This is a genomic window from Qipengyuania sp. Mu-71 (assembly GCF_036867055.1).
GTDB classification, from domain to species: Bacteria; Pseudomonadota; Alphaproteobacteria; order Sphingomonadales; family Sphingomonadaceae; genus Qipengyuania; species Qipengyuania profunda.
The window spans coordinates 1,884,354-1,904,101 of sequence record NZ_JBAJHR010000001.1 but is presented as its reverse complement, the minus strand read 5'-3'; the positions used below and the strand labels follow the sequence as shown (position 1 = coordinate 1,904,101).

The following is a 19,748-nucleotide window of genomic DNA, read 5'->3' as shown; positions in this document are numbered from 1 at the left end:
CTCGCAATTGCCGCGCAAAGCGCCTATGTGGGCGGCATGACTGAATATCAGGTAATCGAGGCGGACGAGACCGTCTATCGCGACGGCACGATCAAGCTGCATGGCCCCGAAGGTTTCGAGGGCATGCGCAAGGCGGGGCGGCTGGCCGCCGAAATCCTCGACGAGCTGACCACTTTCGTGCAGCCGGGCGTAACCACCGGCGCGATCGACGATTATGTCCGCACCATGATGCTCGATGCCGGATCGGTGCCCGCGACGATGGGCTACCGCGGCTATGAACACAGCTGCTGCACCTCGATCAACCATGTGATCTGCCACGGCATTCCGTCCGACAAGGCGCTGAAAGACGGCGACATCGTCAATATCGACGTGACCCCGCTGCTCGACGGCTGGCATGGCGATACCAGCCGCATGTTCTTCGCCGGCGAACCGTCGATCAAGGCCAAACGACTGGTCGAGGTGACCTATGAATGCCTGATGCTGGGTATCGATGCGGTGCGTAAGCCCGGTGCCCGGCTGGGCGACATTGGCGCGGCGATCGAGGCGCATGCGCGCCAGTATCGATATGGCGTGGTGCAGGAATTTTGCGGCCATGGTCTCGGCCGGCTGTTCCACGATGCGCCGGAGGTGATCCATGCGGCGCGTGCCGGGACGGGGCCGGAAATGAAGCCGGGCATGTTCTTCACCATCGAACCGATGATCAATGCCGGGCGCGCGCATGCCAAGGTGCTGGGCGACGGCTGGACCGCGGTAACGCGCGACAAGTCGCTATCGGCGCAGTTCGAACATTCGATCGGCATTACCGATGACGGCGTCGAGATCTTCACCGAAAGCCCCAAGGGGCTGCACAAGCCGCCTTACTAGCCTTCGCGCGCGGCGCGTATCGCCGCCCCGGCGGCAAAGGGTGTCACCGCGCACAGCCCCAGGCTGATTGCGCCGGTAAGCAGCAACGCGCCCGGATCGGGGCGCGACAATGCGCCTGCACCGAAGATCAGGATCGGCACTGCCAGCGGAATGACCATCAGCCCGGCCAGCGCCGCTCCGCCGCGCAGGCTCGCGGTAAGCGCGGCCACCGCAAGGCCGACCGCGGCGAGGCCGGGAGTGCCCGCCAGCAGGCCCAGCAGGACGGTGCGCACCGTCTCACCGGACAGGCCCAGCAATGCCGCCGCGGGCAGCGTGGCGAGCAGCAGCAGCGGCGCGAAGGCCAACCAGTGCGCGACCAGCCGCACCGCCATTGCCGCTTCCTCGCTCACCCCGCGCAAGTGCAGCTGGTCGAACATCCCCGCATCGAGATCGGCAGAAACCAGCTTGTCCAGCGGCAGGATCGCGGCAAGCAGCGCCGCCACCCAGATCACGCCGCCGCCGGTCCGCGCCAGCAATTGCGCGTCGGGCCCGACCGCGAAGGGATAGAGCATCGCCACCGCGAGGAAGAACAGCAGCGGTAGTACCCCGCCGCCGCCGCGCCCGCCGGGCAGCAGCAGCCCGAGATCGCGCCTGAGCAGCGTGCCGATCATGCGGCATACTCGGCAAGCTGGATGACTTGCGGCGCGGGCAGGGCGATCGGCTGGTGCGAGGCAACCACCGCGATCCCGCCGCCTGCGCAATGCTGCGCGATCAGTGCCTCGAAAGCCGCCTGTGCGTGGCTGTCGAGACCGTTGAGTGGTTCGTCGAGCAGCCAGATCGGGCAGGTGCGGTTGAGCAATCGCGCGAGCGCGGCGCGCTTCTTCTGCCCGGTCGAGAGATAGCGCACCGGTACGTCCATCAGCGGATCGAGCTGGAGCAGTTCGAGCGCGCGGCCCGGCTGGGTGCATCCGTCGAGCGCTTCCCAGAATGCCAGCGCCTTGCCCAGCGGCATATTGGCATCGAGCGCGAGCCGTTCGTCGACCAGTCCCATCGCCCCGGCATGGTCCACCGAGCCGGTGAACGGATGCAGCAATCCGGCCAGAATGCGGATCAGGCTCGATTTGCCGATCCCGTTCGCGCCCGTCACATGCACGGCAGCGCCTTCATCGCAGGTGAGCGAAAACCCGCGAAACAGCAGCCTTTCGCCGCGGCGGCAGGCAATATCCTTTGCGACGAGGCGAGGTTGCATGGGCGGTGGCGATAGGCAAAAGGCGCGCCACCGACAAGTAGAGGAGAATCGCAGCCATGACCGTTGAACAGCTGACCGAGGAAGAGCGTGGCAGCTGGCTGCGCGGGCTGACCGGCTGGAGCCTCGCCCGTGATGGCAAGGCAATCGTGCGGAACTTCGAATTCGCCGACTTTTCCGAAGCCTTCGCCTTCATGACCCGCGTCGCGATGATCGCCGAGACGCGCGACCACCATCCCGAGTGGTCGAATGTCTACAACCGCGTGGAGATCACCCTGACCACGCATGACGCCAGCGGGCTGTCGCTGCGCGACGTCAAGATGGCGCGCAAGATCGACGCGCTGCTCGGCTAGGACCTACCGGCCCATCGGACGCCCGCCAGCGCGGGTACCCTTGCGTACCCGACCCGGCAACCAACGTGCGGCAAAGGCCATGCGTTTGGCGGTCTTGCCGACGGTGGTGTGCAGCCTTTCACCATGCACAGCGGCCCAAGCAGCCGCCGCCACGTCGTCGACCGGCGTGATCTCAAGGCCGGAATCGGTCACGCGCTGGCGGATGCCTTCATTGGACCGGGCGTTGGGATTGTGATCGAGCAGCGGCGTGTCGATGAAGCTGGGCATCAGCGAGCGGACATTGATGCCGTCTTCGGCCCATTCGCCATCGAGGCTCTCGGTCACCGCGCGCACCCCGAACTTGGTCGCCGAATAGACGCTCGCGCCCGGTGTGCCGTAAATGCCTGCCGCGCTGGCAGTGTTGAGCAGGCAGGATCCCGGCGCAGTCTTCGCCAGATGCGGATGCGCCGCCTGCGCGCCGAACAGCACGCCCTTGAGATTGATATCGAGGCAGCGTTCGATTTCTTCGGCGCTGTTTTCGAGCAGCGACCCGCCAAGCGGGATGCCCGCATTGTTGAACACCACGTCGATCCGGCCGCCCGCTGCCACTGAGAACGCTTCCAGCGCTTCGTCCCATGCCGCGCGGTCGCGCACGTCGAGGACATGGCCATAGACGAAGCCGTTACCGATCATGTCCTCGGTTTCGCGCATGCCCGCCTTGTCGATATCGCCCAGGCCGACGAACCAGCCGCGCTGGCCGAAATACAGCGCGACCGCGCGCCCGATACCCGACCCGCCGCCGGTGATGAAAATCGCCTTGCGCTCGCTCACAGTCTCTCTCCCTCGTGCGCACTACAGCGCGGCATTGGTGTATGCGTGCCAGGTGAAGATGGCCATTGCGCCGCGATGGGGCCGCCAGTCTTCGCCGATGGTACGGGTTTCCTTCTCGCTCGGCCGCGCCGCCAGTTCGAGCATGCGGCCAACCGCTTCCTGGACCGCCAGATCGCCCGCGGGCCAGATGTCGGGCCGCCCTTCGGCAAACAGCAGATAGATTTCCGCCGACCAGCGCCCGATCCCCTTGATCCGGGTCAGCTCGGCAATCGCTTCCTCATCGTCCAAGGGAAGGCTCGCGAGGTCGAGTTCGCCGCTGGCCACCAGTTCGCACAGGCTGCGCGCATAGCCCTGTTTCTGGCGCGACAGGCCGCAGGCGCGCAGCGTGTCGAAATCGCGCGCCAGCACTTCGTCCGCGGGCATGGCTTCGCCCAGCTCGGCTTCCAGCTTGGTCCATACAGCATCCGCCGATGCGACGCTGACCTGCTGGCCGACGATCGTCCGCAGCAGCGTGCGATAACCGGTGGGGCGAATGCGTTCTTCGGGATAGCCGCAGCGCTCCAGCGCCCCGGCCACAACGGGATCGGCTGCCGCGACCGTATCGAGGTGCGTGCGCAATTGTGCGTTGGTCAGCCCCATGGCGAGTGCGCTTGCCTTCCCCGTCGCGATTGAATAGCAGCGCGACGCATAGGGTCGACCAGTAGCCCTTTGCAACCGAGGAAACACGCAATGCCGAAACTGACCGTGACCACCCGCGAAGGCGAAACCAGCGAGATCGACGTCGCCGACGGCCTGACCGTGATGGAAGCGATCCGCGACAATGGCTTCGACGAGCTGCTGGCGCTGTGCGGCGGCTGCTGTTCCTGCGCGACCTGCCATGTGCATGTCGATCCGGCGTTTGCCGACAAGCTGCCCGAACTGAGCGAGGACGAGGACGACCTGCTCGAATCTACCGATCACCGCCAGCCGACTTCGCGTCTGTCGTGCCAGATCCCCTTCACTGCGGAACTCGACGGGTTGAAGGTTACTATCGCGCCTGAAGACTGATGTTGTTTGCAGGTTCGGGCCGGCGCGCCTAATTCCCGACCCATGACTGCAATTCCCGTACGCGAGCATACGCTCGACCTCATCGGCAACACTCCGCTGGTCCGCCTCGAAGGACCGAGTGAGGAAGCCGGCTGCGACATCTTTGGTAAATGCGAATTCGCCAATCCCGGCGCCAGCGTGAAGGATCGCGCGGCGCTCTACATCATCCGTGATGCAGAAGAGCGCGGCGAACTCAAACCCGGTGGCACGGTGGTCGAAGGGACCGCGGGCAATACCGGGATCGGCATCGCGCTGGTGGCCAATGCGCTGGGGTATCGCACGATTATCGTGATGCCCGACAATCAGTCGAAGGAAAAGATGGATACGCTCCGCGCCCTGGGCGCGGAACTGGTCACCGTTCCGCCGACCAAATATGCCGACTGCAACCATTTCCAGCACGTCTCGCGCCGCATGGCGGAAGAGCTCGACGGCGCGGTCTGGGCGGGCCAGTTCGACAATACCGCCAATCGCAAGGCACATATCGAAACCACGGCGAAGGAACTGTGGGACCAGCTCGAGGGCCGGATCGACGGCTTTACCTGCGCGGCGGGCACCGGCGGCACGATCGCCGGCGTCGGCATGGGGCTGAAGGAACTGGACGAAACCGTCACCATCGCGCTGACCGACCCGCATGGCGCGGCGCTGTATAACTACTTCGCCAATGGCGAGCTCAAGGCCGAAGGGTCTTCGGTTGCCGAAGGGATCGGGCAGGGGCGCATCACCGGCAATCTCGAAGGCGCGCCGATCGATACGCAGTTCCGCATTTCGGACGAGGAAGGCCTGACCTGGGTCGCCCGCCTGCTGCGCGAAGAGGGTCTGTGCCTCGGCCTGTCCTCGGGCATCAATGTCGCCGGCGCGATTGCGCTGGGCAAGCAATTGGTGGCCGAAGGGCGCGAGAACCCGCGTGTCGCCACCATCCTGTGCGACACCGGCTTCCGCTACCTCTCCACGCTCTACAGCGCCGAATGGCTGGCGGCGAAGGGCCTGCCGGTGTTCGATTGGTTGCAAAGCGGCGATTGACTGCCCGCCACGGGTCCCTACGCTTATGCGCGTGCACCAATTTTTCGACATGAGCCGCAAGCCGCCGGTGGGCGAGCTGCCCGAAGTGCCGGGTAGCGATGCCCGGCGCGAACGCACCGTGCAGCGCCTGCAGATCGGGATCACCGGGATCGTCATGATGATCCTGCTCGTCGGGCTGGCGAGCATCATCCAGAACCGTGCCGCGGAAACCGATGCGACGACCGTGCCCGCTGCCGCGCCGACCACCGAACCGACGCAGGCCGCGCCGCAGAACGACCCGCTGGTCGAGGCGGGCGTGGTGCCCGATCTCCCGGCCGAACCAAGCGCGACGCCCAATGCCGCGCCGACCTCCGGGCCGCAGAACACGACCGATGCGCCGTCTCCCGCTGCTAACTAGCACGCTTTCCTTGCTCATGGCGCTGCTCGCCGCGGCCTGCTCTCCGGGGGAGGCACGGCATGAAGTGGTTTCCAAACCGCGCGTCGGGCTGTTTTCGAGCCTGCCGCTCTATTGGGGCGAGGGCGAGTTCGGCGCGATGCTGGAAGGCGGGGGCGAGAAGGACTGGGTCCGCGAGGAACTCGAGACGCGTTTCGAACTGGTCCCGCTCGATACGCTTGAGCCCGAGGCGCTGGCAGGGCTCGACCGCGTGATCCTGGCGCAGCCGCGCGCGCTGGCACCATCGGAGAATGTCTCTTTCGACCAATGGGTGACCCAGGGCGGACAGGCGGTGATCCTCGCCGATCCCATGCTGACGCGCCACTCGCGCTACCCGATCGGCGATCGGCGCCGGCCGCAGGATGTCGTCCTCTTATCGCCGATCTTCTCGCATTGGGGGGTCGAACTGCTGTTCGACGACAGCCAGCCCGGCGGGGAGCGGATGGCCGAAGTGCAGGGGCAAGCCGTCCCGGTGGCGCTGCGCGGCCGTTTTGCGCGTCAGGAAAGCAGTTCTTGCGCGGTCCTTGCCGACGGACTGCTCGCCCGCTGCGCGCGCGGCAGCGGGGTGGCGGTCCTGTTCGCCGATGCGGCGCTGCTCGACTGGGACGGCAGCGGCCCGGTTCCGCAGGAGCGCAAGGACGCCTTGTGGGCCGTGCTCAGGTCGGTGATCTTCGACCAACCAGCCGATACCGACTGACCGGGGATTTCACGGGTGAGGCCCGGGGAAATCGCGGGATTCCTCGCTCGACTCCGCACAAAGCCACGCGTTTCCAGTCCCTTCGTTAAGGAACTGGTAACGAATTCGAGGCCGGGTGCGGGAAAAATATGGCTGTAAAACAATGCTCTACGGGCTTATCCCGTGAAATCCCGCAATTTTCCCTTCCATCCCCGGCTGACCCGCGATAAACCGCAATCACATCGGACAAGGACTGTCTCTGCGCGCTCGGCCCGTGGGCCAAGCGGCTCGCCCCCATGCTTGGGCGAGGGAGGAAGGTTTTGCCCGGTGAGGAGGCAAATTAAACCGGTATTGGGGTTTGGAGACAGTGTCGTTCGGAGGGTACAGCGGTCAGGCCTATTCGCCAGCAGGCGATAAGGGCCGCTTTGTGCTTCCGCCCCTGTTTCGCAAGGCGGTGAAGGACAGCAGCGATGGCCGCGTGCTGTGCCTGATGAAGCACCCCAGCTGGAACTGCCTCGTCGGCTTCGGCCTCTCGCGCAAACCCGAACTCGAAGCCCAGCTCGACCGCGAGGAAGAACTCGCCGTCCGCCTGGGCAAGGAATTCGACCGCGATACGCGCTCCAGCCAGCTTTTCGGCTTCCAGGAAATGCCGTTCGACGACAGCGGTCGCTTCGTCATGCCCGACCATCTGCGGATGCTCGGCAAGATCGAGGACGGGCTCTACTTCCAGGGCGGTGGCCGGTTCTTCACGCTGTGGAACCCGGGTGAACTCGCCCAGATGGGCGACGATTGGGCGGGCGCGAAGGCGGCCTGCGAAAGCTTCCTCGCCGATGCGAAGGCGAAGGGCAAATGAGCGCCGCGCCGCATATTCCCGTGCTCCTCGACGAGGTGATCGACGCGCTCGATCCGCAGCCGGGCGACGTGATCGTCGACGCGACCTTCGGGGCGGGCGGCTATACGCGCGCGCTGCTCGAGCGCGGCGCCACCGTGCATGCCTTCGACCGCGATCCCGATGCCATCGCTTCGGGTCGCAGCTGGGACGAAACGGGCGAGAGCCCGCCGCGCCTTGTTCTCCACCCGCATCGCTTCTCCGAAATGCTTGACATGATGACGTCGGCAGGCGTCGCGCGGGTCGATGGGGTGGTGATGGATATCGGCGTCTCCTCGATGCAACTCGACCAGGCGGAGCGCGGCTTTGCCTTTTCGGCCGATGGGCCGCTCGACATGCGCATGAGCCAGGACGGCGAAAGCGCGGCCGATTTCCTCAATTCGGCGGACGAAAAAGCGATCGCCGACGTGCTCTATCTCTATGGCGAGGAGCGCCAGTCGCGCCGCGTCGCGCGGGCAATCGTTGCTGCGCGTCCGCTGGAAACGACCGGCGCGCTGGCGCGGGTCGTGCGCAAGGCGCTCGGCTACAAGCCGCATGACAAGAAGGACCCCGCCACGCGGACCTTCCAGGCGGTCAGGATTCATGTGAACGGCGAACTCGACGAACTGGCCCATGGCCTGTCGGCGGCCGAGCATTTGCTGCGCGAAGGGGGCCGCCTCGCGGTGGTCAGCTTCCACAGCCTCGAAGACCGGATCGTCAAGCGCTTCCTGCGCGAGGCGTCCTCAACCCCGAGTGCCTCGCGTCATGTCCCCTTGGCGGCGCAGGATGATCCGGTCTTTTCCAGTGTCAGCAAGGCGATCAAGCCCGGCGAAGCCGAAATCGCGCGCAATCCGCGCTCGCGCTCGTCCGTGCTGCGCCATGCCACGCGTACCGCCACACCGGCGCGGGAAGCCGCGTGATGGTCGGGGGCTCGCGCATCCGCCAGATCGGCTGGGCACTGGTGCTGGGCATCTGCTTTGCGCTGCTGCTCGCGCTGACCTTTAAGGTCAACGCGGTGAAAAGCGACGTGCGCCTCGCCGAACGCCAGATCATTGCCGCGCAGCAGGCCAAGCTCATGCTCGACACCGAATTCGAGACCCGCGCCAGCCAGCAGCAGCTGTCCGACTGGAATGCCGTCGAATTTGGCTATGCCGCGCCGCGCGCCGACCAATATCTCGAAAGCGAACGCCAGCTCGCCGTGCTCGGGACGCCGCGCGGGATCGACGCGCCGGACCCGGTGCGCGTGGCGCTCAACCGGCCCGCGCCCGAAAGCGAAAGCCTGTTCGCCGAGTGGATCGAGGATGACGAGGGCACGGACAGCGCCGCCCGGCCCGAACGCCGCGAGCTTGCCGCCGCCAGCGGCCTCGCCGAACGGCTGGCGAGCCCCGCGGTCGGCATGGCCGCGGTTGCCGAGGTGAGCCAGTGAACGCCTTTTCCGGCTTCGGCCCCGCCATCGCCGCGGGCAGCAGGAGCGGGCAGGGGGCGGTGAGCATGGCGGTGGCTTCGGGCCGCGTCCAGCTCGTCACCATCCGCCAGCAATCGCTGACGCTTGCCCGTTGGCGGGTCTTGTGGATTGCGCTTAGCTTTGCCTTTGTCGCGCTGCTCGCGCTTGTCCGGATCGGCTATCTTGGCATGTCCGACGATGGCCTGCGCGGCACCTCGCTTGAAGAAGCGCTGCTGCCGCCGCGCGGCGAGATTACCGATCGCAATGGCGTGCCGCTGGCGCGCGCCTTTCCCGCCTATGCGCTGTGGTTCAACCCGGAAGCATTGGGCGAAGACGGGGCGCCGCTGGTGCGCGATCCCGCGACGGTCATCGGCAAGCTGAAAGCGATCTTCCCCGATCTCGACGAAAAGGCCGTTGCTGCGCAATTCGCCGCGGGCAAGCAGGGCTATATCCGCCGCCGCGTGCTGCCCGAGGAAGCCAACCGGGTGCAGGAAATCGGCGAACTCGCGCTCGAGATGCCGATGGAAAACGACCGCCACTATCCGCAGGGTTCGATGGCCGCGCATGTGCTCGGCTATGTCGCTGCAGACGGCAATGGCCGGGTCGGCATGGAGCAGGTGCTCAACGATCACCTGTCCAACCCTTCGACCCGTGGCACACCGATTGCGCTGTCGATCGATTCCCGCGTGCAGGGCGCGCTCGAGGACGAGCTGCGCCGCGGGATGAAGCTGGTCCAGGCGCAGGGCGGCGCGGGCATCGTACTCGATGTCGACACCGGCGAAGTGCTGGCGCTGGCATCGCTCCCCGAATTCGATCCCAACAAGATCGATGCGCGCGGCGAAAAGCTGATGTTCAACCGCGTCACCAACCAGGTCTATGAACTGGGTTCGACTTTCAAGCCGCTGTCGGTTGCGGCCGCGATCGATGCCGGCGTCGTCCGCAATCTGGGCAAGCGCTGGGACGCCAGCCCGGTCAAGGTCGGGCGGTTCAGCATCAAGGACAGCCACGATCTGGGCGCCGATCTCAACGCGGTCGAGGCGCTGATCCACTCGTCCAACACGGTCACAGCGCGGCTGGTCGACGAACTCGGCCCCGACCGCATGCGCCGCACGATGATGGACCTCGGCATGAACGAGCGGCCCTATATCGAACTGCCCGCCAAGGGCTTCCCGATCTGGCCGGGCGAGAAATGGCCGCGGCTGCGCTCGATGACGGTCGGCTATGGCCACGGTATCGCGGTCACGCCGCTGCACCTTGCCAGCGCCTATGCGGCGATGGTCAATGGCGGCATCTGGCGCCCCGCGACGCTCAAGAAGCTCGGCCCGGGTGAAGCACCCAAGGGCCGCCGCGTGTTCAAGGCGTCGACCTCGAGCCGGATGCGCCAGCTACTGCGCGCGATCGCCGTTTATGGCACCGGCAAGAATGCCGATGCCCCGGGCTACCGCGTCGGCGGCAAGACCGGTTCGGCCGAAAAGCCGGGCGGCAGCGCCGGTTACCGCAAGACCGCGCTGGTTTCGACCTTCGCCGCCGCCTTCCCGATGGACCGCCCGCGCTATGTCGTGATCGCCATGCTCGACGAGCCGCGCGGGACGCTGGCCAGCTCCTACCAGCGCACTGCCGCATGGAACGCGGCGCCGATCGTCGGCCGGCTGGTCCCGCGCATCGGTCCGTTGATCGGCGTGCGCCCGGACGATACGCGCGACGTCGACATTTCGGATATCAAGCCGCTGATCCCGGAGGCGAACAAGTGAAGCTGGCCAAGCTCTGCACCGCGGCAGGGATCGCTTGCGATGCCGACGTTATGGTGACCGGCTTTGCCATCGATAATCGCAAGGTTGCACCGGGCACCGTGTTCGGCGCTTTCCAGGGTGCGCAGGTCAATGGCGAGGATTTCATCCCCGCCGCGATCGAGAGCGGTGCGGTAGCGGTGGTCGCGCGGCCCGAAGCGACGGTGGAAGGCGCTATTCACATCGCCGACGATACGCCGCGCCGGGCCTTCGCCGCGCTGGCAGCACGGTTCTTTACCCCTGTGCCCGACCATATCGTTGCGGTCACGGGCACCAATGGGAAAACCTCCACCGTCGAAATGACGCGCCAGATCTGGCGCATGGCGGGCGAGCGCGCGGCGAGCATCGGCACGCTGGGCGTCACCACGCCCGACGAAAGCGTTTCCACCGGGCTGACCACACCCGACATCGTCACCTTCCTGTCGAACCTCGCCGGGCTGGCGCGCGAAGGCGTGACGCATGTCGCCTATGAAGCGTCGAGCCACGGCCTCTCGCAATTTCGCAACGAAGGCGTGCCCGTCGAGGCTGCGGGCTTCACCAATTTCAGCCGCGACCACCTCGACTACCATGCCGACATGGAAGACTATTTCGCCGCCAAGATGCGGCTGTTCGACGAAGTCGTTTCGGACGGCGCGACGGCAGTGATCTGGATGGGCGCGGGCGATTGCGGCTGGAATGCGCGCGTGGTCGACCATGCGGCACGGCGCGGTCTTGCGGTGATGACCGTCGGCGAGCAGGGCGATGCCATTCGCCTGACCCGCCGCGAACCGACCCAGCTGGGCCAGTCGCTGACGGTCGAGCATGCGGGGCAAAGCCGGACGATCAACCTGCCGCTGATCGGCGCCTACCAGGTTTCCAATGCGCTGACCGCCGCCGGGCTGGCGCTTGCCACCGGCAGCGACGCCGGACTGGTCTGGGATGCGGTCGCGCGGCTCCAGCCGGTCCGCGGGCGGCTCGAGCGGGCGGTGATCGCGCCCTCGGGGGCGCCGGTTTACATCGATTATGCGCATACACCCGACGCGCTTGAAGCGGCCATCGCGGCGCTGCGCCCGCATGTCAGCGGGCGGCTTATCACCGTTTTCGGCGCGGGCGGTGACCGCGACCATGGCAAGCGTGCGCCGATGGGCGAGGCGGCGGCCAAGGCGAGCGACCTCGTCATGGTTACCGACGACAATCCGCGGGGCGAAGATCCTGCGGAAATCCGCCGCCAGGTGCTTGCAGGTGCGCCGCAGGCGCGCGAAATAGGCGGGCGTCGCGAAGCCATTCTCGCAGCCATTGCCGAAGCGGGTGCGCAGGACATCGTCCTGATCGCCGGCAAGGGACATGAAACGGGTCAGATCATCGGATCGGGAGAGAACATGCGGGTGTTACCCTTCGACGACGTAGAGGTCGCGCGCGAATGCGCCGCGCAGATCGCCAGAGGTGATGCATGAGCGCGGCAATCCTGCGCCATCCGGCCTATGTCGAATGGCCCGCCGACCCGCGCGACCGCCTGCCGCTGACGCTGTGGGACGCGCGCAGCATTGCCGAGGCCGTGGGCGGCACTGCCAGTCATGATTTCCAGGTCGCGGGCGTCGAGATGGACAGCCGCGACGTCGTAAATGGCGACCTGTTCGTCGCGCTCAAGGGCGAGGCGATGGACGGCCACCGCTTCCTCGGCACCGCCTTCGCCAATGGCGCAGCGGGGGCGATCGTCGACCGGCCGGTCGACTGGCCGCATATCCTCGTCGACGACACCACCAAGGCGCTGCAGGCGCTGGCGCGTGCTGCGCGCAGCCGGGTCGAGGCGACCATCATCGGCGTGACCGGATCGGTCGGCAAGACGGGCGTCAAGGAAGCGATCTTTGCCAGTCTCGAACGCGCCAGCCGCGGCGCGGCGCATCGCTCCACGCGCAGTTACAACAACCATGTCGGCGTCCCGCTCAGCCTGGCGCGGATGCCTGCGCGCAGCCGGTTCGGCGTGTTCGAAATGGGCATGAACCATGCCGGCGAGATCGCGGAACTGACCACGCAGGTCCGCCCACATGTCGCGGTCATCACGACCATCGCCCCGGCGCATATCGAGAACCTCGGCAGCATGGCGGCGATCGCCGCCGCCAAGGCCGAAATTTTCGCTGGTCTCGAACCGGGCGGGACCGCGGTGATCCCCGCGGACAGCGATCATTACGAACCGCTCAAGCTGGCCGCGCTGCGGGCAGGGGCGAACGTCGTCAGCTTCGGCCGGGCACGCTTCGCCGATGTCCGCTTGCTCGATGCGATCCCCAGCGCCAACGGCGGCAGCCTCGTGACTTGCGAATTTCCCGAAGGGCGACTGTGCTACACCGTCGCCGAGCCCGGCGATCACTGGGTGGTCAACTCGCTCGCCGTGATGGCAGCGGTGCGGGCTGCGGGCGGCGATATGGCCGCTGCCGGTCTCGCGCTGGCCGAAATGGGCGGGCTCAAGGGACGCGGCGCGCGCCACGGGATCGACGTTCCCGGCGGCAAGGCGCTGCTGATCGACGAAAGCTACAATGCCAATCCCGCCAGCATGCGCGCCACCCTCGCGCAGCTCGGGCAGACGCCCTCGGGTCGCCGCATCGCCGTTCTGGGCGCGATGAAGGAGCTGGGCGATTTCGGTCCGCAGTTCCATGCCGCGCTGTCCGAACCCATCCTCGCCGCCGATGTCGACTATGCGTTGCTGGTCGGCGACGAGATGCTCGCCCTGGCGCGCGAACTGGGGAAACCGGAAAGCTCCGTCCTTGGCAAGCCCATCGCCTGGGCGCATTGCCATACCGCCGACGAGGCGATCGGGTTGCTCGAGGACTTCGGCGTAGTCGCGGGCGACGCCGTGCTGGTCAAGGGCTCCAACTCGGTCGGACTTGGCCGGCTCGTGGATCATTTCACCCGCGCCGGCTAGGCGCGACGAGAGGCCGATTTGCTATACATCCTCGCCGAATGGTTGAATTTCGAAGGCTTTTTCAACCTCGTGCGCTACCAGACGTTCCGTGCCGGAGCGACACTGATGACCGCGCTGGTCATCGGCCTCGTCATTGGCCCGCGTTTCATCGCCATGCTGCGAATCCGCCAGGGCAAGGGCCAGCCGATCCGCGAGGACGGGCCGCAGACCCACCTCGCCAAGCGGGGCACGCCGACCATGGGCGGGCTGATGATCCTGATCAGCCTGACGCTGTCGGTGCTGATCTGGATGGATTTGCGCAATCCGTTCATCTGGGCCTGTCTCGCCGTGACGCTGGGCTTTGGCCTGATCGGTTTCCTCGACGATTACGACAAGGTCACCAAGGCCAGCCACAAGGGCGTTTCGGCGCGCATCCGCCTGCTGATGGAATTCACGGTCGCGGGTATCGCCAGCTATATCATCGTCAGCCAGATCAACACCTTCGTCTATGTCCCCTTCGTCAATGACTTCGGGGTTGAGCTGGGGGTCTTCTACTACGCCTTCGCCGCGATCGTCATCGTCGGTGCGGGCAATGCGGTGAACCTCACCGATGGGCTCGACGGGCTAGCGACCATGCCGGTCATCATCGCCGCGGGGACCTTCGCGCTGATCGCCTATCTCGTCGGGCGGGTCGACTTCTCGACCTATCTCGGCATTCCCCATGTCGAGGGCGCAGGCGAACTGGCGATCTTTTGCGCGGCGATCATGGGCGCGGGTCTCGCCTTCCTGTGGTTCAACGCCCCGCCCGCGGCGGTCTTCATGGGCGATACCGGCAGCCTTGCGCTGGGCGGCGCGCTGGGCGCAATTGCCGTGGCGACGCATCACGAGATCGTCCTCGCGATCGTCGGCGGGCTGTTCGTGTTCGAGGCGCTGAGCGTGATCATCCAGGTGGTCTGGTTCAAGCGGACCGGACGGCGGGTGTTCCGCATGGCACCGATCCACCACCATTTCGAACAGCTGGGCTGGTCGGAGAGCAAGGTCGTGATCCGGTTCTGGATCGTGGCCATCGTGCTGGCACTCCTGGGGCTCGCGACGCTCAAGCTAAGATGATCACTTCACCTGCCTGGAAGGACACAAAATACGCGGTGCTTGGCCTCGCGCGGTCCGGCCGGGCGACGGTCGAGGCGCTGCTGGCGAGCGGCGCCGATGTGCTGGTGTGGGACGACCGCGCCGAAGCGCGCGAACCCTTTGCCGGGCGGTGCGCTATTGGCGACCCGCTGGAGGCGGACCTTACCGGTTATGGGGGCGTAGTCGTCAGCCCCGGCGTGCCGCTCAACACGCATCCGATCAAGCCGCATGCCGACAGTTTCGGCGTGCCGGTCATCGGCGATATCGAACTTTTCGCGCAGGCGCGGGCCGACCTGCCGCCGCACAAGGTTGTCGGCATCACCGGCACCAATGGCAAATCGACCACGACGGCGCTGGTCCACCACATCCTGAAAGAGGCGGGCGTGCCGACCACCATGGGCGGCAATATCGGCCTGCCGATCCTCGAGCAGGAACCGCTAGCCCCCAATGACAAAGGCGTCGGGGTCTATGTGCTCGAACTGTCGAGTTACCAGATCGACCTGACCTATTCGCTCGACTGCGACGTGGCGGTGCTGCTGAACATCACGCCCGATCATCTGGATCGGTATGATGGGGATTTCAGCAAGTATGCCGCCAGCAAGTCGCGCCTGCTGGGAATGCAGACGCGGGGCCACAATTCCATCGCCCGGTTTACCGATGCGCGGGTGCTGGGCCAGTTTGCCGAAGGCTCGATTGCGAGCATTCTCGAAGATGTGCTCCAGAACCGGGGCATCGCACCAAGCGAGCAAGCCGACTGGCCTTCGCTGCAAGGACCGCACAATCGCGAGAACGCGGCAGCGGCCATCGAAGTCTGCGACATCCTGGGGATCGCGCTCGAGCAGGTCCGCTCCGGGCTCAAGAGCTACCCCGGCCTTGCACACCGTATGGAGCGTGTCGCCGAGGTTTCCGGCGTCGCCTATGTCAACGACAGCAAGGGCACCAATACCGCTGCCTCGGCCCCCGCGCTGGCCGCGTTCGAGAATATCCATTGGATCGTCGGCGGGCTCGCCAAGGAACCCGGACTTGGCGAATGCGAGGCCGAGTTGGGCCATGTGAAAGCCGCCTATACCATCGGCAAGGCCGGGCCGGACTTCGCGGCGCTGCTCGACGGCCGCGTGCCGGTCGAACAATGCGAAACGCTCGACCATGCGGTCGCCAGCGCTGCGAAAAACGCTGCGCCGGGTGACACGGTCCTCCTCTCGCCCGCCTGCGCCAGCTTCGACCAATATGCCGACTTCGAGAAGCGCGGCGACCATTTCCGCGCGCTGGTGGAGCGGCTGGCATGAACACGATGCAGCCCTATGTCCCAGGCAAGCGCCAGCCTGCGCATATGCCCAAGGGCAAGCTGTCGCGCTGGTCCGAAATCAAGATCTGGTGGCGTGAGATCGACCGCGTGCTGCTGCTGCTCGTGCTGCTGCTGATGAGCTTCGGCACCATCGCCGTCGCTGCCGCCTCGCCCGCCAGCGCGGATCGCCTGTCGACCGCGAGCGAGACGCTCGACCCGCTGTATTTCTTCTACCGCCATCTCGCCTGGCAGGTGCTCGCCATTGGGACTTTGCTCGGCATATCGATGCTCACGCGCGAGAATGCGCGGCGGCTCGCCATCGTGCTGGCGGCGGTGATGACCGGACTGTTGTTCCTCGTCCCGCTGATCGGGGTCGAGATCAACGGCGCGCGGCGCTGGATCAATCTGGGCATGCAGTTCCAGCCGTCGGAATTCCTCAAGCCCGGTTTCGCCATTGCCATGGCGTGGATCCTCTCGTGGCGTATGCGGGATCCCAACCTGCCGGTGCTAGGCATCGCCACCGCCTATCTCGCGCTCATTGCGGTGCTGATGATGATGCAGCCCAATCTGGGCAGCACGATCCTGTTCGGCGGCGTGTGGTTCGTGATGGTGGTGCTCTCGGGGGTCAATGTGAAGCGGCTGGGCGGCGTGGTCGGCGGCTGCATCATCGGCCTGACCGCGACCTATTTCCTCTATGACAATGCGCGCCACCGGATCGACGCCTTCCTCGGCGGCGGGACCGCTTTCGACCAGGTCGACCTCGCCAGCCGCACGCTGCTGGCGGGCGGGTGGACGGGCGCGGGCTATGGCCTCGGCATCCGCAAGATGAGCCTGCCCGAGGCGCATACCGATTATATCTTCAGCGTCATCGGCGAGGAATTCGGCCTGATCGTCTGCGGCATGATTGTGCTGCTCTATCTCGCCATCGTCGTGCGCGTGTTGATGCGCCTGATCGACGAGGAAGACCTGTTCGCATTGCTGGCCGGCGCGGGGCTGATCGCCCTGCTCGGCGGGCAGGCGTTCATCAATATCCTGGTCAATCTGCAGCTGTTTCCGTCCAAGGGGATGACGCTGCCGCTGGTCAGCTATGGCGGCTCTTCGACCATCGCCATTTGCCTCAATGTCGGGCTGATGCTGGCGATCACCCGGCGCAATCCGTTCCTGAAAAGCCGGACCATTGGACTTGGCGACAGGCTCGGCTTCGGGCAGACGGCCCCGATGAAAGACACTACGGGTTCCGCACGCCGGGAGATTCACCCATGACCGGCGCCAGCCGCCATTTCGTCCTCGCTGCCGGGGGCACCGGCGGGCATTTGCTGCCCGCCTTCGCGCTCGCGGCCGAGCTCCACAGGCGCGGTCATCATGTCGCGCTGATCACCGACAAGCGCGGTGCCGAAATCCCCGGCAAGCCCGATTTCCTGCCCGCGCATGTCATTCCCGCAGGCCGGTTCGGCAAGAACCCGCTCAGCTGGTTCAAGGGCCTCAAGGCGGTATGGGAAGGGCGGCGCATGGCGCTGCGGCTGTTCGACAGTTTCCAGCCCAGCGCGGTGGTTGGCTTTGGCGGCTACCCCTCGCTGCCCGCGATCCTCGCTGCCACCAGCGCCGGCGTGCCCACCGTCGTACACGAGCAGAACGCCGTGCTCGGCCGGGTCAATCGCCTGTTCGCCGGACGGGTGGACGCCGTCGCCACCGCCTATCCCGAAGTCGAGCGGCTCGATGCGAAACACGCCGCGAAGGTCCACCTTGTCGGCAATCCGGTGCGCGCGGGCGTGCTCAGCCTGCGCGACGAACCGTTCCCTCCCTTTACCGAAGACGGCCTGCTGCGGGTGCTCGTCACCGGCGGCAGCCAGGGCGCGCGGGTACTGTCCGAAGTGGTGCCCGACGGTCTTTCCATGCTCCCGCCTGCGCTGCGCCAGCAGCTGCAGGTGACGCAGCAGTGCCGCCCCGAGGATCTCGACGCGGTCCGCGAACGCTATCGCACGCATGGCATTCCCGCCGAACTGGCGACCTATTTCGAGGACATGGCCGCTCGTCTTGCCGATGCGCATCTGTTCATCGGGCGCGCGGGCGCATCTACCATTGCCGAGCTGACTGCGGTCGGTCGCCCTGCAATCCTGATCCCGTTGCCGATCGCGACCGACGACCACCAGGCCGCCAATGCGCGCGAACTGGCAAAATCGGGCGGCGCGCGGATGATCCGGCAGGAGCGTTTCACCGGCAAGGAACTGGCCAAGCAGATCAAGGTGCTGGCGGAAAATCCGCAGGGCCTCGCCAAGGCCGCGCACGCCGCGTGGAATTGCGGACGGCCCAACGCGGTCGAGGACCTGGCCGATCTCGTCGAAAGCTTCGGCGGGGCGGAGCTGATGGATGTCATCCGCGTTGGCGGCAACAATGCGCGCGGGTCCTCGCAGGGTGTGCCCGCCGGCCAGGGTGCGGTGCGGGAGGCTGCGGAATGAGGGGCGTCCCCACCGATATCGGCACCGTGCATTTCGTCGGCATCGGCGGCATCGGCATGTCCGGTATTGCCGAAGTGATGAACAATCTCGGATATGCGGTTCAGGGTTCCGACGTAAAGGACAGCGCGACCGTCGAACGGCTGCGCCAGCGCGGGATCGAAGTGGCGATCGGCCACGCCCCCGAAAATGTCGAAAGCGCGGCGGTCGTCGTCACCTCGACCGCGGTGAAGCGGACCAATCCCGAAGTCGCCTACGCGCTGGAAAACCGCATTCCCGTTGTGCGCCGCGCGGAAATGCTCGCCGAACTGATGCGGCTGAAATCCACCGTTGCCGTGGCCGGTACGCACGGCAAGACCACCACCACTAGCATGATCGCCGCGCTGCTGGATGCGGGCAATATCGACCCCACCGTGATCAATGGCGGGATCATCGAGCAATACAGTTCGAACGCGCGCCTCGGCGACAGCGAATGGATGGTGGTCGAGGCGGACGAGAGCGACGGTAGCTTCCTGCGGCTCGACGGGACCATCGCGGTGGTCACCAATATCGATCCCGAGCATCTCGACCATTACGGCGATTTCGACGGGGTGAAGGACGCCTTCGTCGAGTTCATCCACAACGTGCCCTTCTATGGCGCGGCTATCCTGTGCATCGATCACCCCGAAGTGCAGGCGGTGATCGGCAAGGTGCGCGACCGCAATGTCGTGACCTATGGCTTCAACCTGCAGGCGGACATCTGCGGCGTGAACATCCAGCCGGATGCGGGCGGCAATGTCTTCGATGTCATTGTGCGTCGCCGCGGACAGGAGGATCGCCGGATCGAGGGCGTGCGCCTGCCGATGCCGGGCCGCCACAATGTCCAGAACGCGCTGGCAGCGATTGCGGTGGCGATCGAGATGGGCTGCCCCGACGATGTTATCTGCAACGGTTTTTCCGCGTTCGGCGGGGTCCGGCGGCGCTTTACACGAGTGGGCGAAGTGCCCAGCGGCGACGGTGTGGCGACGATCATTGACGATTACGGCCATCACCCGGTCGAAATCAGGGCGGTACTGTCCGCCGCGCGCGAAAGCGCGGGCAAGGGCCGGGTCGTCGCGGTTGTCCAGCCGCATCGCTACACCCGGCTGCGCGATCTGATGGAAGACTTCCAGAGCTGCTTCAACGAGGCCGACGAGGTCTATGTGACGCCGGTCTATGCCGCGGGCGAGGATCCCATCGAGGGGGTCGATGCCGAGGCGCTGGTCGCCGGGCTCAAGGCACGCGGCCACCGCGCCGCGCAGACGGTCGCAGACGAGGAAGACCTGGCCGAAAAGCTGGCGGCCGATCTGCAACCGGGCGATCTGGTCGTGTGTCTCGGCGCGGGCGATATCACCCAATGGGCGGCGGGCCTCGCCAATGGCATTGCGAAAGCGAGTACCGCATGAGCGCGGGCGAACAGCCG

21 protein-coding genes are annotated in these 19,748 nt (G+C 66.2%); 17 read left to right on the top strand and 4 right to left on the bottom strand.

The features are described 5' to 3' along the window. Positions 1-36: 36 nt before the first annotated feature. Entirely contained in the window at positions 37-864 is an 828-nt protein-coding gene (gene map / locus V6B15_RS09470; protein ID WP_334200944.1) for a type I methionyl aminopeptidase, read from the top strand. On the opposite strand, the gene V6B15_RS09465 is transcribed toward map, so the two are convergent. Continuing rightward, the gene (locus tag V6B15_RS09465; RefSeq protein WP_334200943.1) at positions 861-1,514 is read right to left on the bottom strand and encodes a heme exporter protein CcmB; all 654 of its coding nucleotides are present in this window, start codon (positions 1,512-1,514) and stop codon (positions 861-863) included. The genes map and V6B15_RS09465 overlap by 4 nt on opposite strands. Further along, a complete protein-coding gene (gene ccmA / locus V6B15_RS09460; RefSeq protein ID WP_334200942.1) occupies positions 1,511-2,092 on the bottom strand; it encodes a heme ABC exporter ATP-binding protein CcmA in 582 nt (193 codons plus the stop codon). Before ccmA ends, V6B15_RS09465 begins: the two co-directional genes overlap by 4 nt. Before the next feature lie 56 nt (positions 2,093-2,148). Here ccmA and V6B15_RS09455 point away from each other — a divergent pair, with 56 nt between their 5' ends. After that, complete coding sequence (locus V6B15_RS09455) at positions 2,149-2,442, top strand: 4a-hydroxytetrahydrobiopterin dehydratase (RefSeq protein ID WP_253518197.1); 294 nt, start codon at positions 2,149-2,151, stop codon at positions 2,440-2,442. 3 nt (positions 2,443-2,445) lie between these two features. Here V6B15_RS09455 and V6B15_RS09450 read toward each other — a convergent pair whose 3' ends face one another. Both V6B15_RS09450 and V6B15_RS09445 read right to left on the bottom strand, forming a co-directional pair. Then, entirely contained in the window at positions 2,446-3,252 is an 807-nt protein-coding gene (locus tag V6B15_RS09450; RefSeq protein WP_334200941.1) for an SDR family oxidoreductase, read from the bottom strand. 21 nt (positions 3,253-3,273) lie between these two features. Beyond that, positions 3,274-3,891 (bottom strand): DNA-3-methyladenine glycosylase family protein, encoded by a 618-nt coding sequence (locus V6B15_RS09445; protein ID WP_334200940.1) that lies wholly within the window; start codon positions 3,889-3,891, stop codon positions 3,274-3,276. 90 nt (positions 3,892-3,981) lie between these two features. Between V6B15_RS09445 and V6B15_RS09440 the strand changes: the two genes are divergently transcribed. The 15 genes from V6B15_RS09440 to murC all read left to right on the top strand — a co-directional run bounded on the left by V6B15_RS09440 (position 3,982) and on the right by murC (position 19,731). Then, a complete protein-coding gene (locus tag V6B15_RS09440; RefSeq protein WP_253518186.1) occupies positions 3,982-4,299 on the top strand; it encodes a 2Fe-2S iron-sulfur cluster-binding protein in 318 nt (105 codons plus the stop codon). 42 nt (positions 4,300-4,341) lie between these two features. Then, positions 4,342-5,358, top strand: a complete 1,017-nt coding sequence (locus V6B15_RS09435; RefSeq protein ID WP_334200939.1) for a cysteine synthase A — start codon at positions 4,342-4,344, stop codon at positions 5,356-5,358. Between the two features lie 31 nt (positions 5,359-5,389). Continuing rightward, positions 5,390-5,755: a hypothetical protein gene (locus V6B15_RS09430; RefSeq protein WP_334200938.1), complete on the top strand. Its 366-nt coding sequence runs from the start codon at positions 5,390-5,392 to the stop codon at positions 5,753-5,755. Next, complete coding sequence (locus V6B15_RS09425) at positions 5,730-6,488, top strand: ABC transporter (RefSeq protein ID WP_334200937.1); 759 nt, start codon at positions 5,730-5,732, stop codon at positions 6,486-6,488. Before V6B15_RS09430 ends, V6B15_RS09425 begins: the two co-directional genes overlap by 26 nt. 406 nt (positions 6,489-6,894) lie before the next feature. Then, the gene (locus V6B15_RS09420; protein ID WP_334200936.1) at positions 6,895-7,320 is read left to right on the top strand and encodes a division/cell wall cluster transcriptional repressor MraZ; all 426 of its coding nucleotides are present in this window, start codon (positions 6,895-6,897) and stop codon (positions 7,318-7,320) included. Then, positions 7,317-8,255 carry a 16S rRNA (cytosine(1402)-N(4))-methyltransferase RsmH gene (gene rsmH / locus V6B15_RS09415; protein WP_334200935.1) on the top strand — a complete coding sequence of 313 codons (939 nt, stop codon included), beginning with the start codon at positions 7,317-7,319 and terminating at the stop codon, positions 8,253-8,255. Before V6B15_RS09420 ends, rsmH begins: the two co-directional genes overlap by 4 nt. Beyond that, positions 8,255-8,761: a hypothetical protein gene (locus tag V6B15_RS09410; protein WP_334200934.1), complete on the top strand. Its 507-nt coding sequence runs from the start codon at positions 8,255-8,257 to the stop codon at positions 8,759-8,761. Before rsmH ends, V6B15_RS09410 begins: the two co-directional genes overlap by 1 nt. Before the next feature lie 65 nt (positions 8,762-8,826). Further along, positions 8,827-10,530 carry a peptidoglycan D,D-transpeptidase FtsI family protein gene (locus tag V6B15_RS09405; RefSeq protein WP_320182134.1) on the top strand — a complete coding sequence of 568 codons (1,704 nt, stop codon included), beginning with the start codon at positions 8,827-8,829 and terminating at the stop codon, positions 10,528-10,530. Next, positions 10,527-11,999: a UDP-N-acetylmuramoyl-L-alanyl-D-glutamate--2,6-diaminopimelate ligase gene (locus tag V6B15_RS09400; RefSeq protein ID WP_334200933.1), complete on the top strand. Its 1,473-nt coding sequence runs from the start codon at positions 10,527-10,529 to the stop codon at positions 11,997-11,999. The genes V6B15_RS09405 and V6B15_RS09400 overlap by 4 nt, the downstream gene beginning before the upstream one ends. Then, the gene (locus V6B15_RS09395) at positions 11,996-13,462 is read left to right on the top strand and encodes a UDP-N-acetylmuramoyl-tripeptide--D-alanyl-D-alanine ligase (RefSeq protein WP_334200932.1); all 1,467 of its coding nucleotides are present in this window, start codon (positions 11,996-11,998) and stop codon (positions 13,460-13,462) included. Before V6B15_RS09400 ends, V6B15_RS09395 begins: the two co-directional genes overlap by 4 nt. Before the next feature lie 18 nt (positions 13,463-13,480). Continuing rightward, positions 13,481-14,551 carry a phospho-N-acetylmuramoyl-pentapeptide-transferase gene (mraY, locus tag V6B15_RS09390; RefSeq protein WP_253518155.1) on the top strand — a complete coding sequence of 357 codons (1,071 nt, stop codon included), beginning with the start codon at positions 13,481-13,483 and terminating at the stop codon, positions 14,549-14,551. After that, on the top strand, positions 14,548-15,855 hold the full coding sequence (gene murD / locus V6B15_RS09385) for a UDP-N-acetylmuramoyl-L-alanine--D-glutamate ligase (protein ID WP_334200931.1): 1,308 nt from the start codon (positions 14,548-14,550) through the stop codon (positions 15,853-15,855). The genes mraY and murD overlap by 4 nt, the downstream gene beginning before the upstream one ends. A gap of 5 nt (positions 15,856-15,860) precedes the next feature. After that, complete coding sequence (locus tag V6B15_RS09380; protein ID WP_442969022.1) at positions 15,861-17,117, top strand: FtsW/RodA/SpoVE family cell cycle protein; 1,257 nt, start codon at positions 15,861-15,863, stop codon at positions 17,115-17,117. After that, a complete protein-coding gene (gene murG / locus V6B15_RS09375; protein ID WP_334200929.1) occupies positions 17,114-18,310 on the top strand; it encodes an undecaprenyldiphospho-muramoylpentapeptide beta-N-acetylglucosaminyltransferase in 1,197 nt (398 codons plus the stop codon). Before V6B15_RS09380 ends, murG begins: the two co-directional genes overlap by 4 nt. After that, the gene (gene murC / locus V6B15_RS09370) at positions 18,307-19,731 is read left to right on the top strand and encodes a UDP-N-acetylmuramate--L-alanine ligase (RefSeq protein ID WP_334200928.1); all 1,425 of its coding nucleotides are present in this window, start codon (positions 18,307-18,309) and stop codon (positions 19,729-19,731) included. Before murG ends, murC begins: the two co-directional genes overlap by 4 nt. The last annotated feature ends 17 nt before the right edge of the window (positions 19,732-19,748 follow it).